Origin of the sequence: Rhodococcus sp. IEGM1428 (assembly GCF_050321865.1) — a bacterium.
Classification (GTDB): Bacteria; Actinomycetota; Actinomycetes; order Mycobacteriales; family Mycobacteriaceae; genus Rhodococcoides.
This window is the reverse complement of the sequence record NZ_JBNQFW010000001.1, coordinates 1,618,849-1,635,839: the sequence shown is the minus strand read 5'-3', so window position 1 is coordinate 1,635,839 and position 16,991 is coordinate 1,618,849. Positions and strand designations below refer to the sequence as shown.

The following is a 16,991-nucleotide window of genomic DNA, read 5'->3' as shown; positions in this document are numbered from 1 at the left end:
CTACCGATGCGGCTTCCGGAAATCCCCGGTCGGCTGATCGTCACGGTCCGCCTCGATGACCTGACCTTCGAGGACGAGTGCAGAACCCGCCGCCGATGACGCTGTGCCCGGTGTTTCGACGCGATCGTCGAGGATCTCGCCGTCGATGACGGTCGGACGCATGCGCCGCGTCGCAGTGGCGACCTGGGGCAGCCAGCGCGCAGCCGCCCACATCACGGCCGGGCGCAACAGCCACCGAGTCGGCGGGATCAGCAGCAGCAAACCGATCACCGTGGTCACCAGGCCGGGAACGAACATCGCCACGGACCCCGCCGCGAACAGAGCGCCGTCGGCCACTGCGCCGCTGGCCGACCGCTCACCGCGCGATGCTCTCCGCAGACCGTCCAGTACGCGTCTACCCTGCGACCGCACCAGCAGCGAGCCGATCAGCGATCCACCGATCAACAACACCACGGTCCACAGCACACCGAGCGCGCTCGAGACGGCGACCAGTGCGGCGACCTCGACGACGACATAAAGTACGAACAGAGCGAGCATGACGGTCCTTTCTTCGCTTGACCGGTACAACGCTCGAGCCGACGAAATCGCTCCCGAAGTGCCCTGTTTGCCGAGAAATTCTCAGGAACCCGGTCGTACGAGACCGGTCTCGTACGCGAGCACGACCGCCTGTACTCGGTCGCGCACGTCCAATTTCGTCAGAATCCGTCCGATGTGCGTCTTGATCGTCGCCTCGGACAGGTGCAGTACCGCCGCGATCTCGGCATTGGACAGACCGGTCGCCAAGTGCACCAGTACCTCCCGCTCACGACCGGTCAGTGCGTCGAGAACCGACGCATCGGTGGTCGAAACGGACTGGGCGACGAACCGCGAGAGCAGCCGCTTGGTGACCTTCGGTGAGACGACGGCATCGCCTGCGGCCACACTGCGAATTGCGGATACCAAATCCTCTGGTGGTGTGTCCTTGAGCAGGAATCCACTTGCGCCCGCCCGAAGCGCTCCCAGGACATGCTCGTCGAGATCGAATGTCGTCATCACCAAAACCCTTGTATCGGAACTGGATTCGGTAATGGATCGCGTGGCGGACACACCGTCGATGCCGGGCATGCGGACGTCCATCAACACCACAGCCGGTGCCAGCCTGCCCACGGCCTCGATGGCACCGGCACCGTCGGATGCCTCACCGACCACCTCGATGTCGTCCTGGGCCTCGAGCACCATGTTCAATCCCATGCGCATGAGCTCTTGGTCGTCCACGACGACAACGGTGATCGGCACCGATCCAACCTAGCTGTAAAAAGCACCTAGCCCTCACTCGATCGGCAGCGTCGCTCGCACGAGCCAGCTGCCGTGCGGAGTGCGGCCCGCGTGCAGCGTGCCCTGCAGCACGGCCACCCGCTCCCGCATCCCGAGCAGTCCGTGTCCGCCGCCGTCCACGGATGAGACCGCGCCGGTGCCGGTGCCGTTGTCGGAGATCTCGACGGTGACGACATTTTCTTCCCGGACCACTTTGACCACGGCGCGCGGGGCGTGGCCGGCGTGCCGTAGAACGTTGGTGAGCGATTCCTGCACCACACGATGCACGCCCAGGCTGATTGCCGGGCTGATGTCGTCGAGATTTCCGGTCTGCTCGAGCTCGACGTACAACCCGGCGCGGCCCATCATCTCGACCACCCGGGCGAGGCCGGCTGTGCCGTAGTGAGGCATGTCGTCCGAGTCCGGGGAGGTGCGCATCAGTGCGACGGTTCGGCGCAGCTCTGCCAGCGCAAGCCGACCGGTCGCGGAAATGTTGGCCACAGCCTGCTCGGCTCGCTCGGGATTGCGCCGGATGGCGTACGAGGCGCCGTCGGCCTGAACCACCATGACACTGACGCTGTGGGCGATGACGTCGTGAAGTTCACGCGCGATGCGCGTGCGTTCCGCGATCACGGCCTCCTCGGCGCGGCGGTCTCGGTCGTACTCGGCGACGACCAGTCGAGCCTGAGTCGCCTCGTCGTAGGCCCGCCGAGCACCGAGAAACTCCGCCGCGAGCCAGGACAGCGCGTAGAGAAGCGCACCGAACAACAGTGTCGTGAAGATCGGCTGGTCGAACAGCAGCATGGACGCTACCGAATACGCCGCGAGAGCAACGGCGTAGACGGCACCCTGAACTCGTCCTACGTACGCAACCAGGGTGTACAGCATGGTCGGCAGAGCCAGCGTCGCCGGGTGACCGTTGACGGCGTCGCCCACCAAGGCGCCCGCGATATCGCAGATGCCCGTGGCCACCAGAGTGAAAGCCGCGATCGACCGGGGAAAGCGTCGCCGCCATGCAACGGGTACCGCCAACACGACCGAGAACACGAGAAACAACGGCCCGTTCAGTCCATCGGCAGAACTGACGAACACCAAGATCTCGACGACGAACAGTCCTGCCGCCAGCAACGCATCGGCTACGAAGGGCTGCCCACGGAGCCACAGGCTGAAACGACGCATGTGATTGAGTTTGCCGTATGACTGCCGCGGACTGGGGACTGCTGATGGTGGCTGCGACAGCCGCTGGCTGGGTCGACGCCGTGGTCGGTGGAGGCGGCCTGATCCTGCTGCCCGCAATTCTGCTCGTGGCACCACAACTGACGCAGCAGGCGGCGCTGGCGACCAACAAGGCGACCGCGGTGTTCGGTACCGTCGCCGCAGTCGTGACCTTCGCTCGGAAGGTCTCGCTGAACTGGACAGTCCTGGTTCCGGCCGGTGTCCTCGCCGCGGTGACCTCGGCGGCCGGTGCTGCCGCAGTCTCGCTGATCGACCGTGAGCTGTTCATCCCGATCATCATGGTCGTTCTCGTCGGTGTGGCAGTACTCGTGACGTATCGTCCTACCATCGGTCGAACCGTGGCGTCGTCGCCGCCGACGCATCGCAAAGTTCTGATCATCGTCGGTCTCGCGGCAGCGGGGATTGGCTTCTACGACGGAATCCTCGGGCCCGGAACCGGCACGTTTCTCATCATCGTGTTCGCCACGATGCTCGGAACGGAATTCGTGCGCAGTGCTGCGATGGCCAAGGTGATCAATGTCGGATCCAACGTCGGGGCCCTCGCGTTCTTCGCCGCCACCGGCAGTGTGTACTGGCAACTCGGAGCTGCCATGGCGGTGTGCAACGTCTTCGGGGCGGTCGTCGGGTCCAGAACAGCGGTGGCCAGAGGGGCCGGTTTCGTCCGAATCGTCCTGCTCGTCGTCGTGGTGGGGATGGTTCTCCGACTCGGCTGGCAGCAGTTCGGCTAGCGTCGGTGCAGTGACGAGACAACCGGATCGGTCGGTCGACGCCGACTTCCTCGCCCTGCCCCTGCGGGACCTCGCGGATGCCGCACTGAGCACAGCACGCTCGGCCGGAGCCACCCATGCCGATGTGCGCGTGCAGCGTTTGACGACGCAGTCGATCTCGCTGCGCGACGGCTCGGTTCAATCCTCGGTCGATGCCGGTGAGATCGGCCTCGCCGTGCGGGTGGTGGTCGACGGGACCTGGGGGTTCGCCTCCCATGCCGAACTCGGCACCGACGCGGCTGCCGAGACAGCCCGTCAGGCAGTCGAGGTGGCTACGGCACTGCGTGCGCTCAATCGCGAACGGGTGGAGCTCGCGTTCGAGCCGGTCTACTCGGATGCGACCTGGGTATCGGACTACGACATCGATCCGTTCGAGGTACCCACCGCCGACAAGGTGGGGTTGCTCGCGGAGTACTCGTCCCGCCTGGCCGCGTCGGACGGCGTGGACCACGTCACCGCTTCGGTGCTACAGGTCAAAGAGCAATCCTTCTACGCCGATCTGGCCGGCAGCAGCATCACCCAGCAGAGGGTGCGACTGCATCCCCAGTTCGAGGCAACAACCGTCGACCGGTCCGTCGGTGCCTTCGAAACCATGCGCACCCTCGCGCCACCGGTGGGACGCGGTTGGGAATACCTCGGCGAAACCAGCACCTGGGACTGGGCCGACGAGTTGGCCCGAATTCCGGAATGGCTGGCCGAGAAGGTGAAGGCACCGACCGTGGTGGCCGGACCGACCGACCTCGTCATCGACCCGACCAACCTGTGGCTGACCATTCACGAATCCATCGGGCACGCAACAGAATACGATCGAGCCATCGGCTACGAGGCGGCATACGCAGGCACCTCTTTCGCGACGCCGGACCAATTGGGCACGTTGCGCTACGGATCGCCCGTCATGCATGTCACTGCCGATCGGACCGAAGTCAACGGACTGGCCAGCATCGGTTACGACGACGACGGAGTGGCCTCGCAACGGTGGGATCTGGTCCGCGACGGGACACTGGTCGGTTATCAACTCGATCGTGTTTTCGCTCCCCGGCTCGGGCTGGAACGGTCCAACGGGTGCGCATACGCGGATTCTCCACATCACGTTCCGATCCAACGTATGGCGAATGTGTCGCTGCAGCCGGACCCGGACACCGATCGAACGACTGCCGACCTCATCGGTGCGGTGGAGGACGGCCTCTACGTCGTCGGCGACAAATCCTGGTCGATAGACATGCAGCGGTACAACTTCCAGTTCACCGGTCAACGCTTCTATCGCATTCGCAACGGCATGCTCGACGGCCAAGTGCGCGATGTTGCGTATCAGGCGACCACCACGGAATTCTGGGGTTCGATGGAGATGCTCGGCGGACCGTCCACCTGGCGGCTCGGCGGTGCCTTCAACTGCGGCAAGGCGCAGCCCGGCCAGGTTGCCGCCGTCAGCCACGGTTGCCCGTCGGCGCTGTTCCGCGGCGTCAACGTCCTCAACACCCGATCGGAGGCAGGTCGATGATCGCGCCGCAGCTCGTGATCGAACGTGCACTCGCCTGCGCGAGTGTCGACGACACGATCGTCATAGTCACCGACTCGAGCGACGCGACGCTTCGCTGGGCCGGAAACTCCATGACCACCAACGGAATCGCGACCTCGCGGCGCTGGGAGGTGATCTCCATCGTTCGAGACTCGACATCCGCACGAGTGGGCACTGTGTCGTCGACGAGTGTCGAACCGGACGACATCGAGGGCGTGGTACGCGCGAGCGAAGCGGCGGCGCGATCGGCGGAGCCCGCCGACGACGCGATGCCCTTGCTGCCTCGAGAGTCGGACTCGGATCCTCGAGACTGGGACCGCCGAGCGCAACACACGTCGATCGATGTGTTCGGCTCACTGGCAACGGAATTGAACGTCGGGTTCGACGGTCGCGACGCCCTGTACGGATTTGCCCAGCATCGGGTCGACAACGTCTGGCTCGGCACCTCGACCGGCCTGCGTCGAACGTTCACGCAGCCGACCGGATCGGTCGAGATCAACGGCAAAAGATCCGGGGCCAGCGCCTGGGTCGGAACCGGCACCACAGACTTTCGTGAGGTGTCGGCCCAGAACATGTTGGACGAGCTGTCCATCCGGCTCGGCTGGGCGCAGAACACCGTCGAGATGCCGGCAGGGCGATACGAGACGCTGCTACCGCCGTCGGCCGTGGCGGATCTGATGATCTACCTGATGTGGACCATGGAGGGGCGTGGCGCGCAGGAAGGTCGCACTGCACTTTCGGGCGCAGGTGGAACACGAGTGGGCGAGAAGCTCACTGCTCTTCCGCTCACGTTGTACTCGGATCCGCGCGCAGAGGGTCTCGAGTACGCGCCGTTCGTTGTGGCGGGATCGTCCAGCGATTCGGTGTCGGTATTCGACAACGGCATGGACACCGAGCGCGTCGACTGGGTACGGGACGGGTCGGTCTCGGCGCTGGCCTATCCGCGCGCGTCGGCCGAGAAATACGAGGCTCCCGTTGCGGTGCCGGGCGAGAACCTCGTTCTCACGGGTGGCACGGACATCGGTCTGGACAAGATGGTGGCCGCTACGGAACGCGGATTGCTCTTGACGACACTCTGGTACATCCGTGAGGTCGATCCGACCTCACTGCTGCTCACCGGACTGACGAGGGATGGCGTGTACGCCATCGAGAACGGTCGAATCATCGGTGCTGTGAACAACTTTCGGTTCAACGAGAGCCCGCTGGATCTGCTCCGTCGCGTCACCGAAGCGGGTGCAACGGAGGCGACACTGCCGCGCGAGTGGAAGGACTGGTTCACCCGCACGGCGATGCCGCCGCTGCGCATTCCCGATTTTCACATGTCCTCGGTCAGCGCCGCTCAGTGACGTAGGTCCGGGCTACTTGTCGGGTCCGGAGAGCTCGAGCGCGATGTTGTCCGGGTCGCGGAACTCCACGATGGACAGCCCTGGCCCTGCGTCCTTGATGCCTTCGTGGGCGATGCCGAGATCGTCGAGCGTTTTGACGGCATCTTCGAGTGCGGCTCGCGTGTCCACGGTGAAGCTCAAGTGGTCGAGCCCGCAGCGGTCTTCAACGAAAGTGTCGTCGCTCGGTGCAACCGGACGCAGGCCGAGCAGTCCCCCGCCGAACTTGTAGATGACTCCACCGAACAGGAACCACAGCGCCTTCTTGGTCTCCTCGTCGGCGTCGGGATCCCAGGCGTATGCGACCTCGAAGCCGAACACCGAGTCGTAGAACGACCTCGATCGCTCGATGTCGCGAACGGTGAGACGGACGTGGTTGTAGTCGGTCACTGCGATAGGCACGTGATACTCCATTCCGGCAGCAGGGGAAGCTGCCTCGTGAAGCATTCGGAACCGCGCATGCGAGCGATGGTGCCGATGTGTCGATTTCAGGCTGCGGTGATCGACAGTCCGACCGAGCCGCTCTTTCCACGACGCAGCACGCTGCCCTTCACGGTGAGCCACCCCAGGATTCCGTACTTCGACGCGACAGCTGCGCGGGCCTTCTCGGTGCCGGTCGCGTCGAGAATCTCGGCGGTGGCGCCCACTGCGTCGCCCTGCGGATTGCCGCGCATGTCGCACGGCGCAATCGTCACTTTCGGGTTGCGGCGAATGCGTTTGACCTTCCACGAATCGGCAACCGTCCACATGAGTAGTCGGTCACCGTCGAGCGCACCCCACAGCGGCGTCGGCACCCCGGTGCCGTCCTTCTTGAACGTCGTCAGCAGTACGTACTTGCCCTTGGCAATGTCTTCGAACGTGGCGGCCATACCGCTCAGAGTACGTCGCTACTCCCCTTCGAGCTCGCCCTCGGTCTCGAGGTAGATCTGGCGCAACCCGTCGAGAACCTGCTCGTTCGGCTCGGCCCACATCTTCCGCTCCACCGCCTCGAGCAGGCGTTCGGCGATGCCGTGCAGTGCCCACGGATTCGACTGCTGCATGAACTTCTGATTTTGCTCGTCGAGCACGTACGTTTCGGCCAGCTTCTCGTACATCCAGTCCTGTACGACGCCCGTGGTGGCGTCGTAGCCGAACAGGTAGTCCACCGTGGCCGCCATCTCGAACGCGCCCTTGTAGCCGTGCCTGCGCATGGCCTCGAGCCACTTGGGGTTTACCACGCGCGCACGGAACACCCGGGCGGTCTCCTCCGAGAGGGTGCGGGTGCGTACCGATTCCGGACGCGTGCTGTCGCCGATGTATGCCTCGGGCGACTTTCCCGTCAGCGCACGCACAGTCGCCACCATGCCGCCGTGGTACTGGAAGTAGTCGTCGGAATCGGCGATGTCGTGCTCGCGTGTGTCGGTGTTCTTGGCGGCAACGGCGATGCGCTTGTACGCGGTGCGCATATCGTCCGACGCAGGGACGCCGTCGAGGCCGCGGCCGTACGCGAAACCGCCCCAGGTGGTGTAGACCTGAGCCAGGTCGTCGTCGCTACGCCAGGTCTTGCTGTCGATCAGCTGCAGCAACCCGGCACCATAGGTCCCCGGCTTGGATCCGAAAATCCTTGTCGTGGAGCGTCTTTCGTCTCCGTGTTCAGCGAGATCGGCCTGCGCGTGTGCGCGGACGTAGTTCTGCTCGGGCTCCTCGTCCAATGCGGCGACCATCCGTACCGCGTCGTCGAGCAGGGCCAGCACGTGCGGGAACGCGTCGCGGAAGAAGCCACTGATTCGGACCGTGACGTCGATACGAGGACGGCCGAGCTCGCCGAGATCCATCACCTCGAGCCGAGTGACCCGGCGTGACGCCTCGTCCCATACCGGCGACACGCCCAGCAGCGCGAAGACCTCGGCGATGTCGTCGCCGGAAGTTCGCATGGCCGACGTGCCCCACACCGACAGGCCCACCGACTTCGGCCACTCCCCGTGATCCTGGCGGTAGCGAGCGAGCAACGACTCCGCCATCGCCTGTCCGGTCTCCCACGCCAGTTTCGACGGCACAGCCTTCGGGTCGACGGAATAGAAATTGCGCCCGGTGGGCAGGACGTTGATCAGTCCGCGCAGCGGTGAACCGCTCGGCCCCGCCGCGATGAACCCGCCGTCGAGCGCGTGCAGCACCTGCTCGATCTCGCGTGAGGTTCCGCGCAAACGCGGTACCACCTCGGCGGCAGCGAACTTCAAGATCTCTGCGACCACGTCACCGTGTTCGCCTGCAACGCGCTCGGACTCGTCCGGATTCCACTGCGTGGCCTGCATGGCTGCGACCAGACCGTGCGCCACGGCCTCGATGCTGTCGACGCGTGTGCGTTCCTCGTCGCCGTCCTCGCTGAGCCCGAGAGCCTCGCGAAGTCCCGGGACCGTCTGCTCGCCGCCCCACATCTGCCGAGCTCGCAGCATCGCCAGCACCAGTTCGACCTCGGCGTCGCCGACGGGTTCCTGGCCCAGGATGTGCAGCCCATCGCGGATCTGCACGTCCTTGATCTCACACAGCCATCCGTCGACATGCAGCAGCATGTCGTCGAACACTTCCTCGTCGGGGCGCTCCTCGAGGCCCAGATCCTTGTGCATCTGCGCCGCGGTCATCAGGGTCCAGATCTGCTGTCGGATTGCGGGCAGCTTGGCTGGATCGAGCGCCGAGATATTCGCGTGCTCGTCGAGCAGTTGCTCGAGCCGGGAGATGTCTCCGTAGCTCTCCGCACGCGCCATCGGGGGAATCAGGTGATCGACGAGAGTGGCGTGTGCTCGGCGCTTGGCCTGCGTGCCCTCCCCCGGATCGTTGACCAGGAACGGATAGATCAGCGGCAGATCGCCGAGGGCCGCATCGGTGCCGCAGGAGGCGGACATGCCGAGGGTCTTGCCGGGGAGCCATTCCAGGTTTCCGTGCTTTCCGAGATGAACCATCGCGTCGGCCCCGAAGCCGCCGTCCTCGCGGGCTGCGGAGATCCACCGGTAGGCGGCCAAATAGTGATGGCTCGGCGGCAGATCCGGGTCGTGATAGATCGCAACGGGCTTCTCACCGAATCCGCGCGGCGGCTGAACCATGATGACCACATTGCCGAACTGCATTGCTGCGATGACGATCTCACCGTCAGGGTCGGCGGAACGATCGACGTAGAGATCGCCCGGTGCCGGTCCCCAATGTTCGACCACGCCGTCTCGGAGATCCGCGGGGAGCTGCTCGAACCAGGTTCGGTACTGCGCCGCCGAGATGCGAATGGGGTTGCCCTCGAGCTGAGCGTCGGTGAGCCAATTGGGATCCTGGCCACCGCGGGCAATCAGTGCGTGAATGAGAGCATCACCGTCGCGAGCGGCCAGACCGGGCACCGAGTCCGGGCCGTCGACCGGGCCGAGGTCGTAACCGGCGGTGCGCATGTCCGACATCAACGCGATAGCGCTGGCCGGGGTGTCGAGGCCGACGGCGTTGCCGATCCGCGCATGCTTGGTGGGATAAGCCGAGAACATCAAGGCGATGCGGCGGTCGGCGGCCGGGATGTGTCGCAGCCGTGCATGGCGAACGGCGATGCCGGCGACGCGCGCCGCTCGCTCGTGATCCGGAACGTACGTGGTCAGCCCGTCGTCGTCGATCTCCTTGAACGAGAACGGAACCGTGATGAGACGACCGTCGAATTCCGGTACCGCGACCTGTGTGGCCACGTCCAGTGGCGACAGTCCGTCGTCGTTCTCGGACCACGTCGCGCGTGAGCTCGTCAGGCACAGACCCTGCAGGATCGGAACGTCGAGAGCCGCGAGTTCGGCGACGTCCCAGGCCTCGTCGTCGCCACCCGCAGACGCCCCGGCAGGTTTGGTCCCGCCCGCTGCAAGCACCGTCACGATCAGGGCATCCGCAGACTTCAGCGTCTCGAGCAGGTCGGACTCCGCCGTGCGCAACGACGCACAGTAGATCGGAAGGGCCGTGGCACCGGCGTTCTCGACCGCGGCGGCGAGAGCATCGATGTACGTGGTGTTTCCGGCCAGATGCTGCGCGCGGTAATAGAGGATCGCCACCGTCGGACCGTCGGAGTGCGGGGTCGAGTTCCGTTCGAGGTGCCCCCACGTCGGCAGGTGCCGCGGAGCATCGAAACCGTGACCGGTGAGCAACACGGTGTCGGAGAGGAAGTTGTACAGCTGACGCAGGTTGTCCGACCCGCCCTCGGCTAGATAGTTGTGTGCCTGCGCGGCGACGTTGGCCGGCACCGTCGAGATCTCCATCAGATCCGCATCCGGTGCCTGCTCACCGCCGAGAACGACAACCGGAAGCCCGGTGGCGAGTACGGCGTCGATGCCCGCCTCCCACGAGCGGCGCGATCCGAGAATGCGCACGATGATCAGCTCGGCCGATTCGGCCATCGACGGGATGTCCTGCGCCAGTAGACGAGATGGGTTGCCCCAGGTGAAGTCGGCTCCACTGGCACGGGCGCTGAGCAGATCTGTGTCCGACGTGGACAGCAACAAGAACACGGGTAACGCCCTCCTCGGGGGTTTTCGCGCCCCTGACCTAGGTGAATCTTCTCTTCGGTTCGTCGGCGAGAGGGTCTGACTCCGGCCCGTGCACCCGAAGTGCAGGGGCCGTTACAGTGGCGCGACCGTACCGGATTCTCGCCGGTTTCCTCTCGGCCTGAGCCGTGTCGAAGGAATGCTACCGGTGTGAGCGGCACATCGGTCCACCCGTCGCGCTTGTAGCCTGGTGAACATGAGTTCGCCTGACAGATCGGTGCCCGACGGCTGCCCAGGAGCGCTGACGACCCACCTCGCTGCGGACGGTCCGCTCGCGCGGATCAGGCTGCCGGGTGGTGTGGTGCTGCCGGAACAGATGCAGGTCCTGGCGCGGGCTGCAGAGGAACTGGGCGACGGGACCGTGGAGCTGACCTCCCGGGGCAACGTCCAGCTGCGGGCGGTCTCGGACCCGGTCGCCCTGGCGAGCAGGTTGGCCGAGGCCGGATTGCTCCCGTCCGCAACGCACGAGCGGGTGCGCAACATCCTCGCCTCACCACTCTCGGGACGGGTCGGCGGTCTCACGGACGTGCGTGCGCTCGTCCGTGAGCTGGACGAAGAACTCTGCGCGCGCCGCGACCTGGCCGAACTGCCCGGGCGAACGCTGTTCGCCCTCGACGACGGGCGCGGCGACATGGGCGGACTCGAACCGGATTTCGGTGCGTACGCCCAGTCCGACGGGTCGTACGCGCTGCTGCTCGCAGGCCGGGACAGCGGAGTTCGAGTGGATCGAGTCAACGTGGTGCCGACGCTGCTGAACTGCGCCGCAGCCTTCGTGGAACTGCGAGAATCCGAATGGCGGTTGGCCGAGGTCGACAACGGCATTGTTCGAATCGTCGAACTGCTCGGGCTCTCTGCGGGCACTGCGCTGCCGTTGCCCGCACCTGTCGAGGTACCGCCGATCGGCTGGCTCGAGCAGGACGACGGGCTGGTGGCCCTGGCCGCAGGACTTGCCAACGGCGTTATCGGCGCACGATTGGCCGAGTTCCTCGCCGCCATCGAACGACCGGTGATCGTGACTCCGTGGAGGTCGCTGATCGTGTGCGATCTGGACGAGGAGCCCGCCGAACAAGTTGTCCGGGTGCTGGCCCCGATGGGCCTGATCTTCGACGCCGAATCACCGTGGATCCGGGTGAGCGCGTGTACCGGATCGCCGGGCTGTGCGAAATCGTTGGCCGACGTCCGATCCGACCTGGAGGCGGCGGTCGACGCCCGGATGACTCCGCGTGACGAGCGGCAACACTGGTCCGGGTGCGAGCGGCGCTGTGGGCGACCGAAAGGTGAGGTCACCGACGTTATTGCGACAGGAATCGGCTACCAGGTGTCCTGAGCACCGGGAGACCGGCTTCCGGCCGAGGGGTCCCTCTCCCCTATCGTGACACGCATGCACGACTACGTCCGCGACGGCGCGGAGATCTACCGCCAGTCTTTCGCAACCATTCGAGCCGAAGCAGATCTGTCTCGATTCGCGCCGGATGTCGCCCAGGTGGTCGTACGCATGATCCACGCTGTCGGGGAGATCGACCTGACCGAGACCATCGGATTCACGCCCGACGTGGTGGGTTCCGCTCGCACCGCCCTGCGCGCCGGCGCTCCGGTGCTGTGCGATGCCAACATGGTCGCCGCCGGCATCACTCGTCGCCGTCTCCCGGCCGACAACGAGGTGCTGTGCACTCTGTCCGATCCTCGGGTACCGGATTTGGCTCGCAGTATGGGCACCACGAGAACTGCTGCCGCGCTGGAGTTGTGGGGCGAGAAGCTCGGCGGTGCCGTCGTCGCGATCGGAAACGCGCCGACCGCACTGTTCCACCTGATGGAGATGCTCGCGGCCGGAGCCCCGAAACCTGCAGCCATCGTCGGCGGCCCGGTGGGATTCATCGGCGCAGCGGAGTCGAAGGAAGATCTGATCGCAGCCGACCTCGGCGTGGAGTATCTGGTCGTCCGAGGTAGACGTGGAGGCAGCCCCATCACCGTCGCCGCGGTCAATGCCATTGCGAGCGAACAGGAATGAGCGCTGTCGGAAAGTTGTGGGGAGTCGGCGTCGGCCCGGGTGACCCGGAGCTGTTGACCGTCAAGGCTGCTCGTGTGATCGCCGAGGCCGATGTTGTTGCATTCCACAGCGCTCGGCACGGCCGCAGCATCTCGCGCGCCCTCGCGGCCGGGTACATGCGTGACGGTCAACTCGAGGAGCACCTGGTGTACCCGGTGACCACCGAGGCGACGGCTCATCCCGGTGGGTATCAAGGTGCGATCGACGAGTTCTACGAGTCCGCTGCTGCACGGCTCGCCGCTCATCTCGACGCCGGTCGGTCGGTTGCGCTTCTGGCCGAGGGTGATCCGCTGTTCTACAGCTCGTACATGCACATGCACAAACGTCTGGCGCACCGGTTCGAGGTCGAGGTGGTTCCCGGCGTGACCTCGGTCAGTGCTGCGTCGGCGGCGCTGGCAACTCCACTGGTGGAACGCGACGAGGTGTTGACCGTCCTGCCCGGAACACTGCCCACCGACGAACTCACACGCCGACTACGCGGTACCGACGCCGCGGTCATCATGAAACTCGGGCGAACGTATCCGACAGTGCTCGACGCACTGGAACGATCGGGCAGGCTGGACGAGGCGCGATACGTCGAGCGGGCCAGTACACCCGACCAGCGCGTCCTCGATGCCGCCGACGCGGACGACGTCCCGTACTTCTCGATGATCGTGGTGCCGAGCCCCTCCAACCGAGCCGAGACGCCCACCAGCACGGGCGAAGTGGTCGTCGTCGGCCTCGGTCCAGGTGACGATGCCTGGACGACGGACGAGGTGCGGGCCGAACTTGCCGCCGCCACCGATCTCGTCGGTTACATCACCTACATCGATCGGGTACCGCCGAGGCCCGGGCAGATACGGCACGCGAGCGACAACAAGGTCGAATCCGAACGCGCGGCGTTCGCCCTCGACCTCGCCAAGCAGGGACGGCGAGTAGCCGTGGTGTCCTCGGGCGATCCGGGGGTCTTCGCGATGGCGACTGCGGTCATAGAGGTTGCAGCCGAACAACAGTGGAGTTCGGTGCCGGTACGAGTGGTACCGGGAATGACCGCCGCAAACGCCGTCGCGAGCCGGGTGGGAGCACCCCTCGGCCACGATTATGCCGTGATATCGCTCTCCGACCGACTCAAGCCATGGGACGTGGTGGCCGGGCGTCTGTCGGCGGTCGCCGCAGCCGACATGGCGATCGCGATCTACAATCCCGCCTCGAAGTCGAGGACCTGGCAGGTTGCAGCCATGAAAGATCTACTGCTCGAGCACCGTTCACACCAGACACCAGTGGTGATCGGACGCGCGGTGGGCAGCATGCAGGAATCGGTGCGCACTGTGACGCTCGGAGAACTCGACCCCGAATCGATCGACATGCGGTGCCTGCTCATCATCGGATCCTCGATGACCACGGTAGTGAAGACCGGAAGCGGTCCGAAAGTCTTCACCTCCCGGCGGTACCCGTCACCAGACGCGTAACCGGTTCGTCAACCAGTCCACGGCGGTATCGACCTCGTACACGATCGGTGCCGAGGTCGGTGTTTCGGGACGCGCGATCATGACGACGGGGATCGACGCTGCCCTCGCCGCATCGAGTTTGGCTCGAGTCATGTCGCCGCCGCTGTTCTTGGTGATCAACAGGTCGATTCGGTTGTCTGCGAGCACCGTCGATTCGTGATCGATGTCGAACGGCCCACGATCGAGTTGCAGCGTCATGCACGGTGGTACCCGATCGGTCGGAGGATCGATCGCCCTGACCAGAAACCACGAGTGGTCGACCCTCGCGAAATGGTGAACGCCCTGCCTGCCTGTCGTGAGGAACACCCGGCTGCCAGGGGTGATGGCCGACGCCGCGTCCGGCAGCGAGGGCACCGAGGTCCACCGATCGCCCTCGCCCTCGGTCCACGGTGGCCGCGTCAGGACGAGGAGTGCGACTCCCGTTACCTCGGTGGCATGCACGGCGTGCGCTCCGATGGTGGATGCGAACGGGTGTGTCGCGTCCACCACCACGTCGATCGCGTTGTCTCGCAGCCACACCGCTAGGGCATCCGGTCCACCGAACCCGCCGATTCGGGTCCGACCGACGGGCAGTATCGGCTGTGAGACCCGCCCGGCCAGTGAGGTGACGCTGTCGATGTCCCGAACCCGATCCAGCGCCGCCGCGAGTGCCCGCGCCTCTGTGGTACCGCCGAGAATCAGAACCTTCACGATTTGATCGCACTCCATTGAGTAACCGGTAAGTGTGGCCTCCACGTCGTGAACGCACCCAACGGCTCACCGCGATAGATCTGGAATCTGCGGAGTTCTCCGCCGTATTTCGCCGCCGCGGTCAGCAACAACGAATCCGATTCTGCGGTCACCGAATTGGCAACCACACGCCCCCCTGTGCGCACCGCCTGCCAGCACGCCTCGAGGATGCCGGCTCCGGTCAATCCACCACCGATGAACACCGCGTCGGGCACCGCGTTCACGGCCGAGACGCCTCCGAAGCTCTCGGGTGCCGCGTTGTGCACGATGAGTCCCGGAACTCCCAGGTGCAGAGCGTTGCGCTCGATCTGCTCACGCCGCGCCTGCGAACTCTCGAACGTCACTGCGCGGCAGGATCTGTCGGTGCGCATCCATTCGATGGCAATGGTTCCCGATCCGCCTCCGATGTCCCACAACAGTTCTCCGGGCGCAGGTGCCAACGCGCTCAGGGTCAGTGCTCGAACCTCCTGCTTGGTCATCTGGCCGTCACCGGTGTATGCGGAGTCGGCCAGGCCGGGGACGCGACCGTGGCGGGGTGCGTCGGGATCTCCAACGCATTGCAACGCAACGACGTTGAGCGGGTCGACGCCCTCGAACGTCGAATCTCGAGCTCGACCATGGACGACTCGTTCGGCCGGTCCGCCGAGTTGTTCGAGCACAGTCATCGCGGAGTCTCCGAACCCGTTGCCGGACAACAGCCCTGCCACCTCACCCGGTGTACTGCTCCCCCGACTCAACACGATCACTCGGCGACCGTCGGCCAGGTCCGGCAACAGTGTCTCGATCGGTGTGTTCACCAGAGACACCGTCGGAGTGTCCTGCAGTGCCCAGCCCAGTCGCGCGCATGCCAACGACACGGAGGACGGTGCCGGGTGCACGCGCAGTCGCTCGGCACCGAACTCGCGCACCAACGTCACCCCGATGCCGTGGAACATCGGATCCCCGCTGGCCAACACACAGACGCTCGACGCCTCGTAGGCGTCGAGCATCGACCGCAGATTCGGTAGCAACGGGCTCGGCCACGTCCTGGTCTCGGTGCAATGCGGCCGGACACTCGCAATCTGGCGGACGGAACCGAACACCACATCTGCCTTCTCGATTGCCCTGCGGGAGGTCGCAGGTAGCCCGTCCCAGCCGTCCGCGCCGATTCCGACGACGATTATCGGCCGGGGCGTCGGTACCGTCATCAGCGGGGCATCCTGCGCCAGAGCCATTGTGGCAGTAGGCGCATGGCGAAGAAGACCGGTCTCAAGGTGCCCGGAATCGCGACACTGTTCCGGCGCTTGCACAACGCCTTGACGACACCGTCGGCGACCTGATCGGGGGTACTCGACATCGGAGCCGGGTCCATTCCTTCGGTCATGGACCCGATGACGAACCCGGGGCGGGCGAGCAACAGGTGCACTCCGCTGCCGTGCAGCGAATCGCTCAGCCCGCTGGCGAATCCGTCGAGGCCGGCTTTCGCGGACCCGTACACGTAGTTTGCGCGGCGCACTCGTACACCCGCTACCGACGAGAACACGATCAGGTCGCCGGTGCCCTGCGCCCGAAGAAGTGTCGCGGCGTGAGTGAGGACGGAGACCTGCGCCAGGAAGTCCGTGGTGATGACGTCGAGCGCATGCTGGGCGTCGTTCTCGGCGCGCGCCTGGTCTCCGAGGACGCCGAAGGCGAGAACCACGATGCCTATCGGACCGTGTTCTCGGGCCACCTCGCGGAGGAGTTCTGCGTGGGTGTCCATCGCGTTGGCGTCGAATTCGACAGTGTGGACCGCGCCCGCGCCCGCCCGTTGCACCCGGACTTGTTCTGCCGTCAGCTCGTTGCTGCGTCTCGCGGCCAGTACGACGGTTCGCCCCGGTGCCAGTCGGGTGGCGACCTCGAGCCCGATCTCGCTTCGTCCGCCCAACAGCAACAGCGTTCCGGGTGCGGGTTCTGCTCGTCTGCTCACGCCGATCAGTCTGGCCGATCGAACCCCGCTCGTGGCAGTCGGGGCACGTCACTACAGTCG

General features: G+C 65.5%; 15 protein-coding genes. 6 read left to right on the top strand and 9 right to left on the bottom strand.

Translation table 11 applies throughout. The features are described 5' to 3' along the window. From ACQR3T_RS07630 to ACQR3T_RS07620, 3 genes are all read right to left on the bottom strand, one after another. Complete coding sequence (locus tag ACQR3T_RS07630; protein ID WP_428692903.1) at positions 1–537, bottom strand: FxsA family protein; 537 nt, start codon at positions 535–537, stop codon at positions 1–3. Between the two features lie 81 nt (positions 538–618). Continuing rightward, positions 619–1,275, bottom strand: coding sequence for a response regulator (locus ACQR3T_RS07625; RefSeq protein WP_428692902.1), 657 nt, complete (start codon positions 1,273–1,275; stop codon positions 619–621). Positions 1,276–1,308: 33 nt separating this feature from the next. Continuing rightward, a complete protein-coding gene (locus ACQR3T_RS07620) occupies positions 1,309–2,472 on the bottom strand; it encodes a sensor histidine kinase (RefSeq protein ID WP_428692901.1) in 1,164 nt (387 codons plus the stop codon). A gap of 17 nt (positions 2,473–2,489) precedes the next feature. Between ACQR3T_RS07620 and ACQR3T_RS07615 the strand changes: the two genes are divergently transcribed. Genes ACQR3T_RS07615 through ACQR3T_RS07605 form a run of 3 tightly spaced genes read left to right on the top strand, consistent with a single transcriptional unit; the run spans position 2,490 to position 6,158 of the window. Next, the gene (locus tag ACQR3T_RS07615; protein WP_428692900.1) at positions 2,490–3,257 is read left to right on the top strand and encodes a TSUP family transporter; all 768 of its coding nucleotides are present in this window, start codon (positions 2,490–2,492) and stop codon (positions 3,255–3,257) included. A 10-nt stretch (positions 3,258–3,267) separates the two neighbouring features. Beyond that, entirely contained in the window at positions 3,268–4,794 is a 1,527-nt protein-coding gene (locus tag ACQR3T_RS07610) for a TldD/PmbA family protein (protein WP_428692899.1), read from the top strand. After that, complete coding sequence (locus ACQR3T_RS07605) at positions 4,791–6,158, top strand: metallopeptidase TldD-related protein (protein ID WP_428692898.1); 1,368 nt, start codon at positions 4,791–4,793, stop codon at positions 6,156–6,158. The genes ACQR3T_RS07610 and ACQR3T_RS07605 overlap by 4 nt, the downstream gene beginning before the upstream one ends. A 12-nt stretch (positions 6,159–6,170) precedes the next feature. Here the strand turns inward: ACQR3T_RS07605 and ACQR3T_RS07600 are convergent, their stop codons facing one another. The 3 genes from ACQR3T_RS07600 to cobN form a co-directional block, all read right to left on the bottom strand. Continuing rightward, a complete protein-coding gene (locus ACQR3T_RS07600) occupies positions 6,171–6,596 on the bottom strand; it encodes a VOC family protein (RefSeq protein WP_032378501.1) in 426 nt (141 codons plus the stop codon). Between the two features lie 86 nt (positions 6,597–6,682). Then, entirely contained in the window at positions 6,683–7,063 is a 381-nt protein-coding gene (locus tag ACQR3T_RS07595; protein ID WP_037173737.1) for a PPOX class F420-dependent oxidoreductase, read from the bottom strand. 18 nt (positions 7,064–7,081) lie between these two features. Next, positions 7,082–10,687: a cobaltochelatase subunit CobN gene (gene cobN, locus ACQR3T_RS07590; protein ID WP_428692897.1), complete on the bottom strand. Its 3,606-nt coding sequence runs from the start codon at positions 10,685–10,687 to the stop codon at positions 7,082–7,084. A gap of 232 nt (positions 10,688–10,919) precedes the next feature. Here cobN and cobG point away from each other — a divergent pair, with 232 nt between their 5' ends. Genes cobG through ACQR3T_RS07575 form a run of 3 tightly spaced genes read left to right on the top strand, consistent with a single transcriptional unit; the run spans position 10,920 to position 14,218 of the window. Further along, on the top strand, positions 10,920–12,050 hold the full coding sequence (gene cobG, locus ACQR3T_RS07585; RefSeq protein WP_428692896.1) for a precorrin-3B synthase: 1,131 nt from the start codon (positions 10,920–10,922) through the stop codon (positions 12,048–12,050). 54 nt (positions 12,051–12,104) lie between these two features. Further along, positions 12,105–12,731, top strand: a complete 627-nt coding sequence (locus tag ACQR3T_RS07580; RefSeq protein ID WP_032377897.1) for a precorrin-8X methylmutase — start codon at positions 12,105–12,107, stop codon at positions 12,729–12,731. After that, positions 12,728–14,218: a precorrin-2 C(20)-methyltransferase gene (locus ACQR3T_RS07575; protein ID WP_428692895.1), complete on the top strand. Its 1,491-nt coding sequence runs from the start codon at positions 12,728–12,730 to the stop codon at positions 14,216–14,218. The genes ACQR3T_RS07580 and ACQR3T_RS07575 overlap by 4 nt, the downstream gene beginning before the upstream one ends. Here the strand turns inward: ACQR3T_RS07575 and ACQR3T_RS07570 are convergent. From ACQR3T_RS07570 to ACQR3T_RS07560, 3 genes are read right to left on the bottom strand one after another with little or no spacing between them, the layout of a single operon-like run. Beyond that, entirely contained in the window at positions 14,204–14,950 is a 747-nt protein-coding gene (locus ACQR3T_RS07570; RefSeq protein WP_428693089.1) for a cobalt-precorrin-6A reductase, read from the bottom strand. The genes ACQR3T_RS07575 and ACQR3T_RS07570 overlap by 15 nt on opposite strands. After that, positions 14,944–16,200, bottom strand: a complete 1,257-nt coding sequence (cbiE, locus tag ACQR3T_RS07565; RefSeq protein ID WP_428692894.1) for a precorrin-6y C5,15-methyltransferase (decarboxylating) subunit CbiE — start codon at positions 16,198–16,200, stop codon at positions 14,944–14,946. Before cbiE ends, ACQR3T_RS07570 begins: the two co-directional genes overlap by 7 nt. Continuing rightward, entirely contained in the window at positions 16,173–16,931 is a 759-nt protein-coding gene (locus tag ACQR3T_RS07560) for an SDR family NAD(P)-dependent oxidoreductase (RefSeq protein ID WP_032377894.1), read from the bottom strand. The genes cbiE and ACQR3T_RS07560 overlap by 28 nt, the downstream gene beginning before the upstream one ends. Between the last annotated feature and the right edge of the window lie 60 nt (positions 16,932–16,991).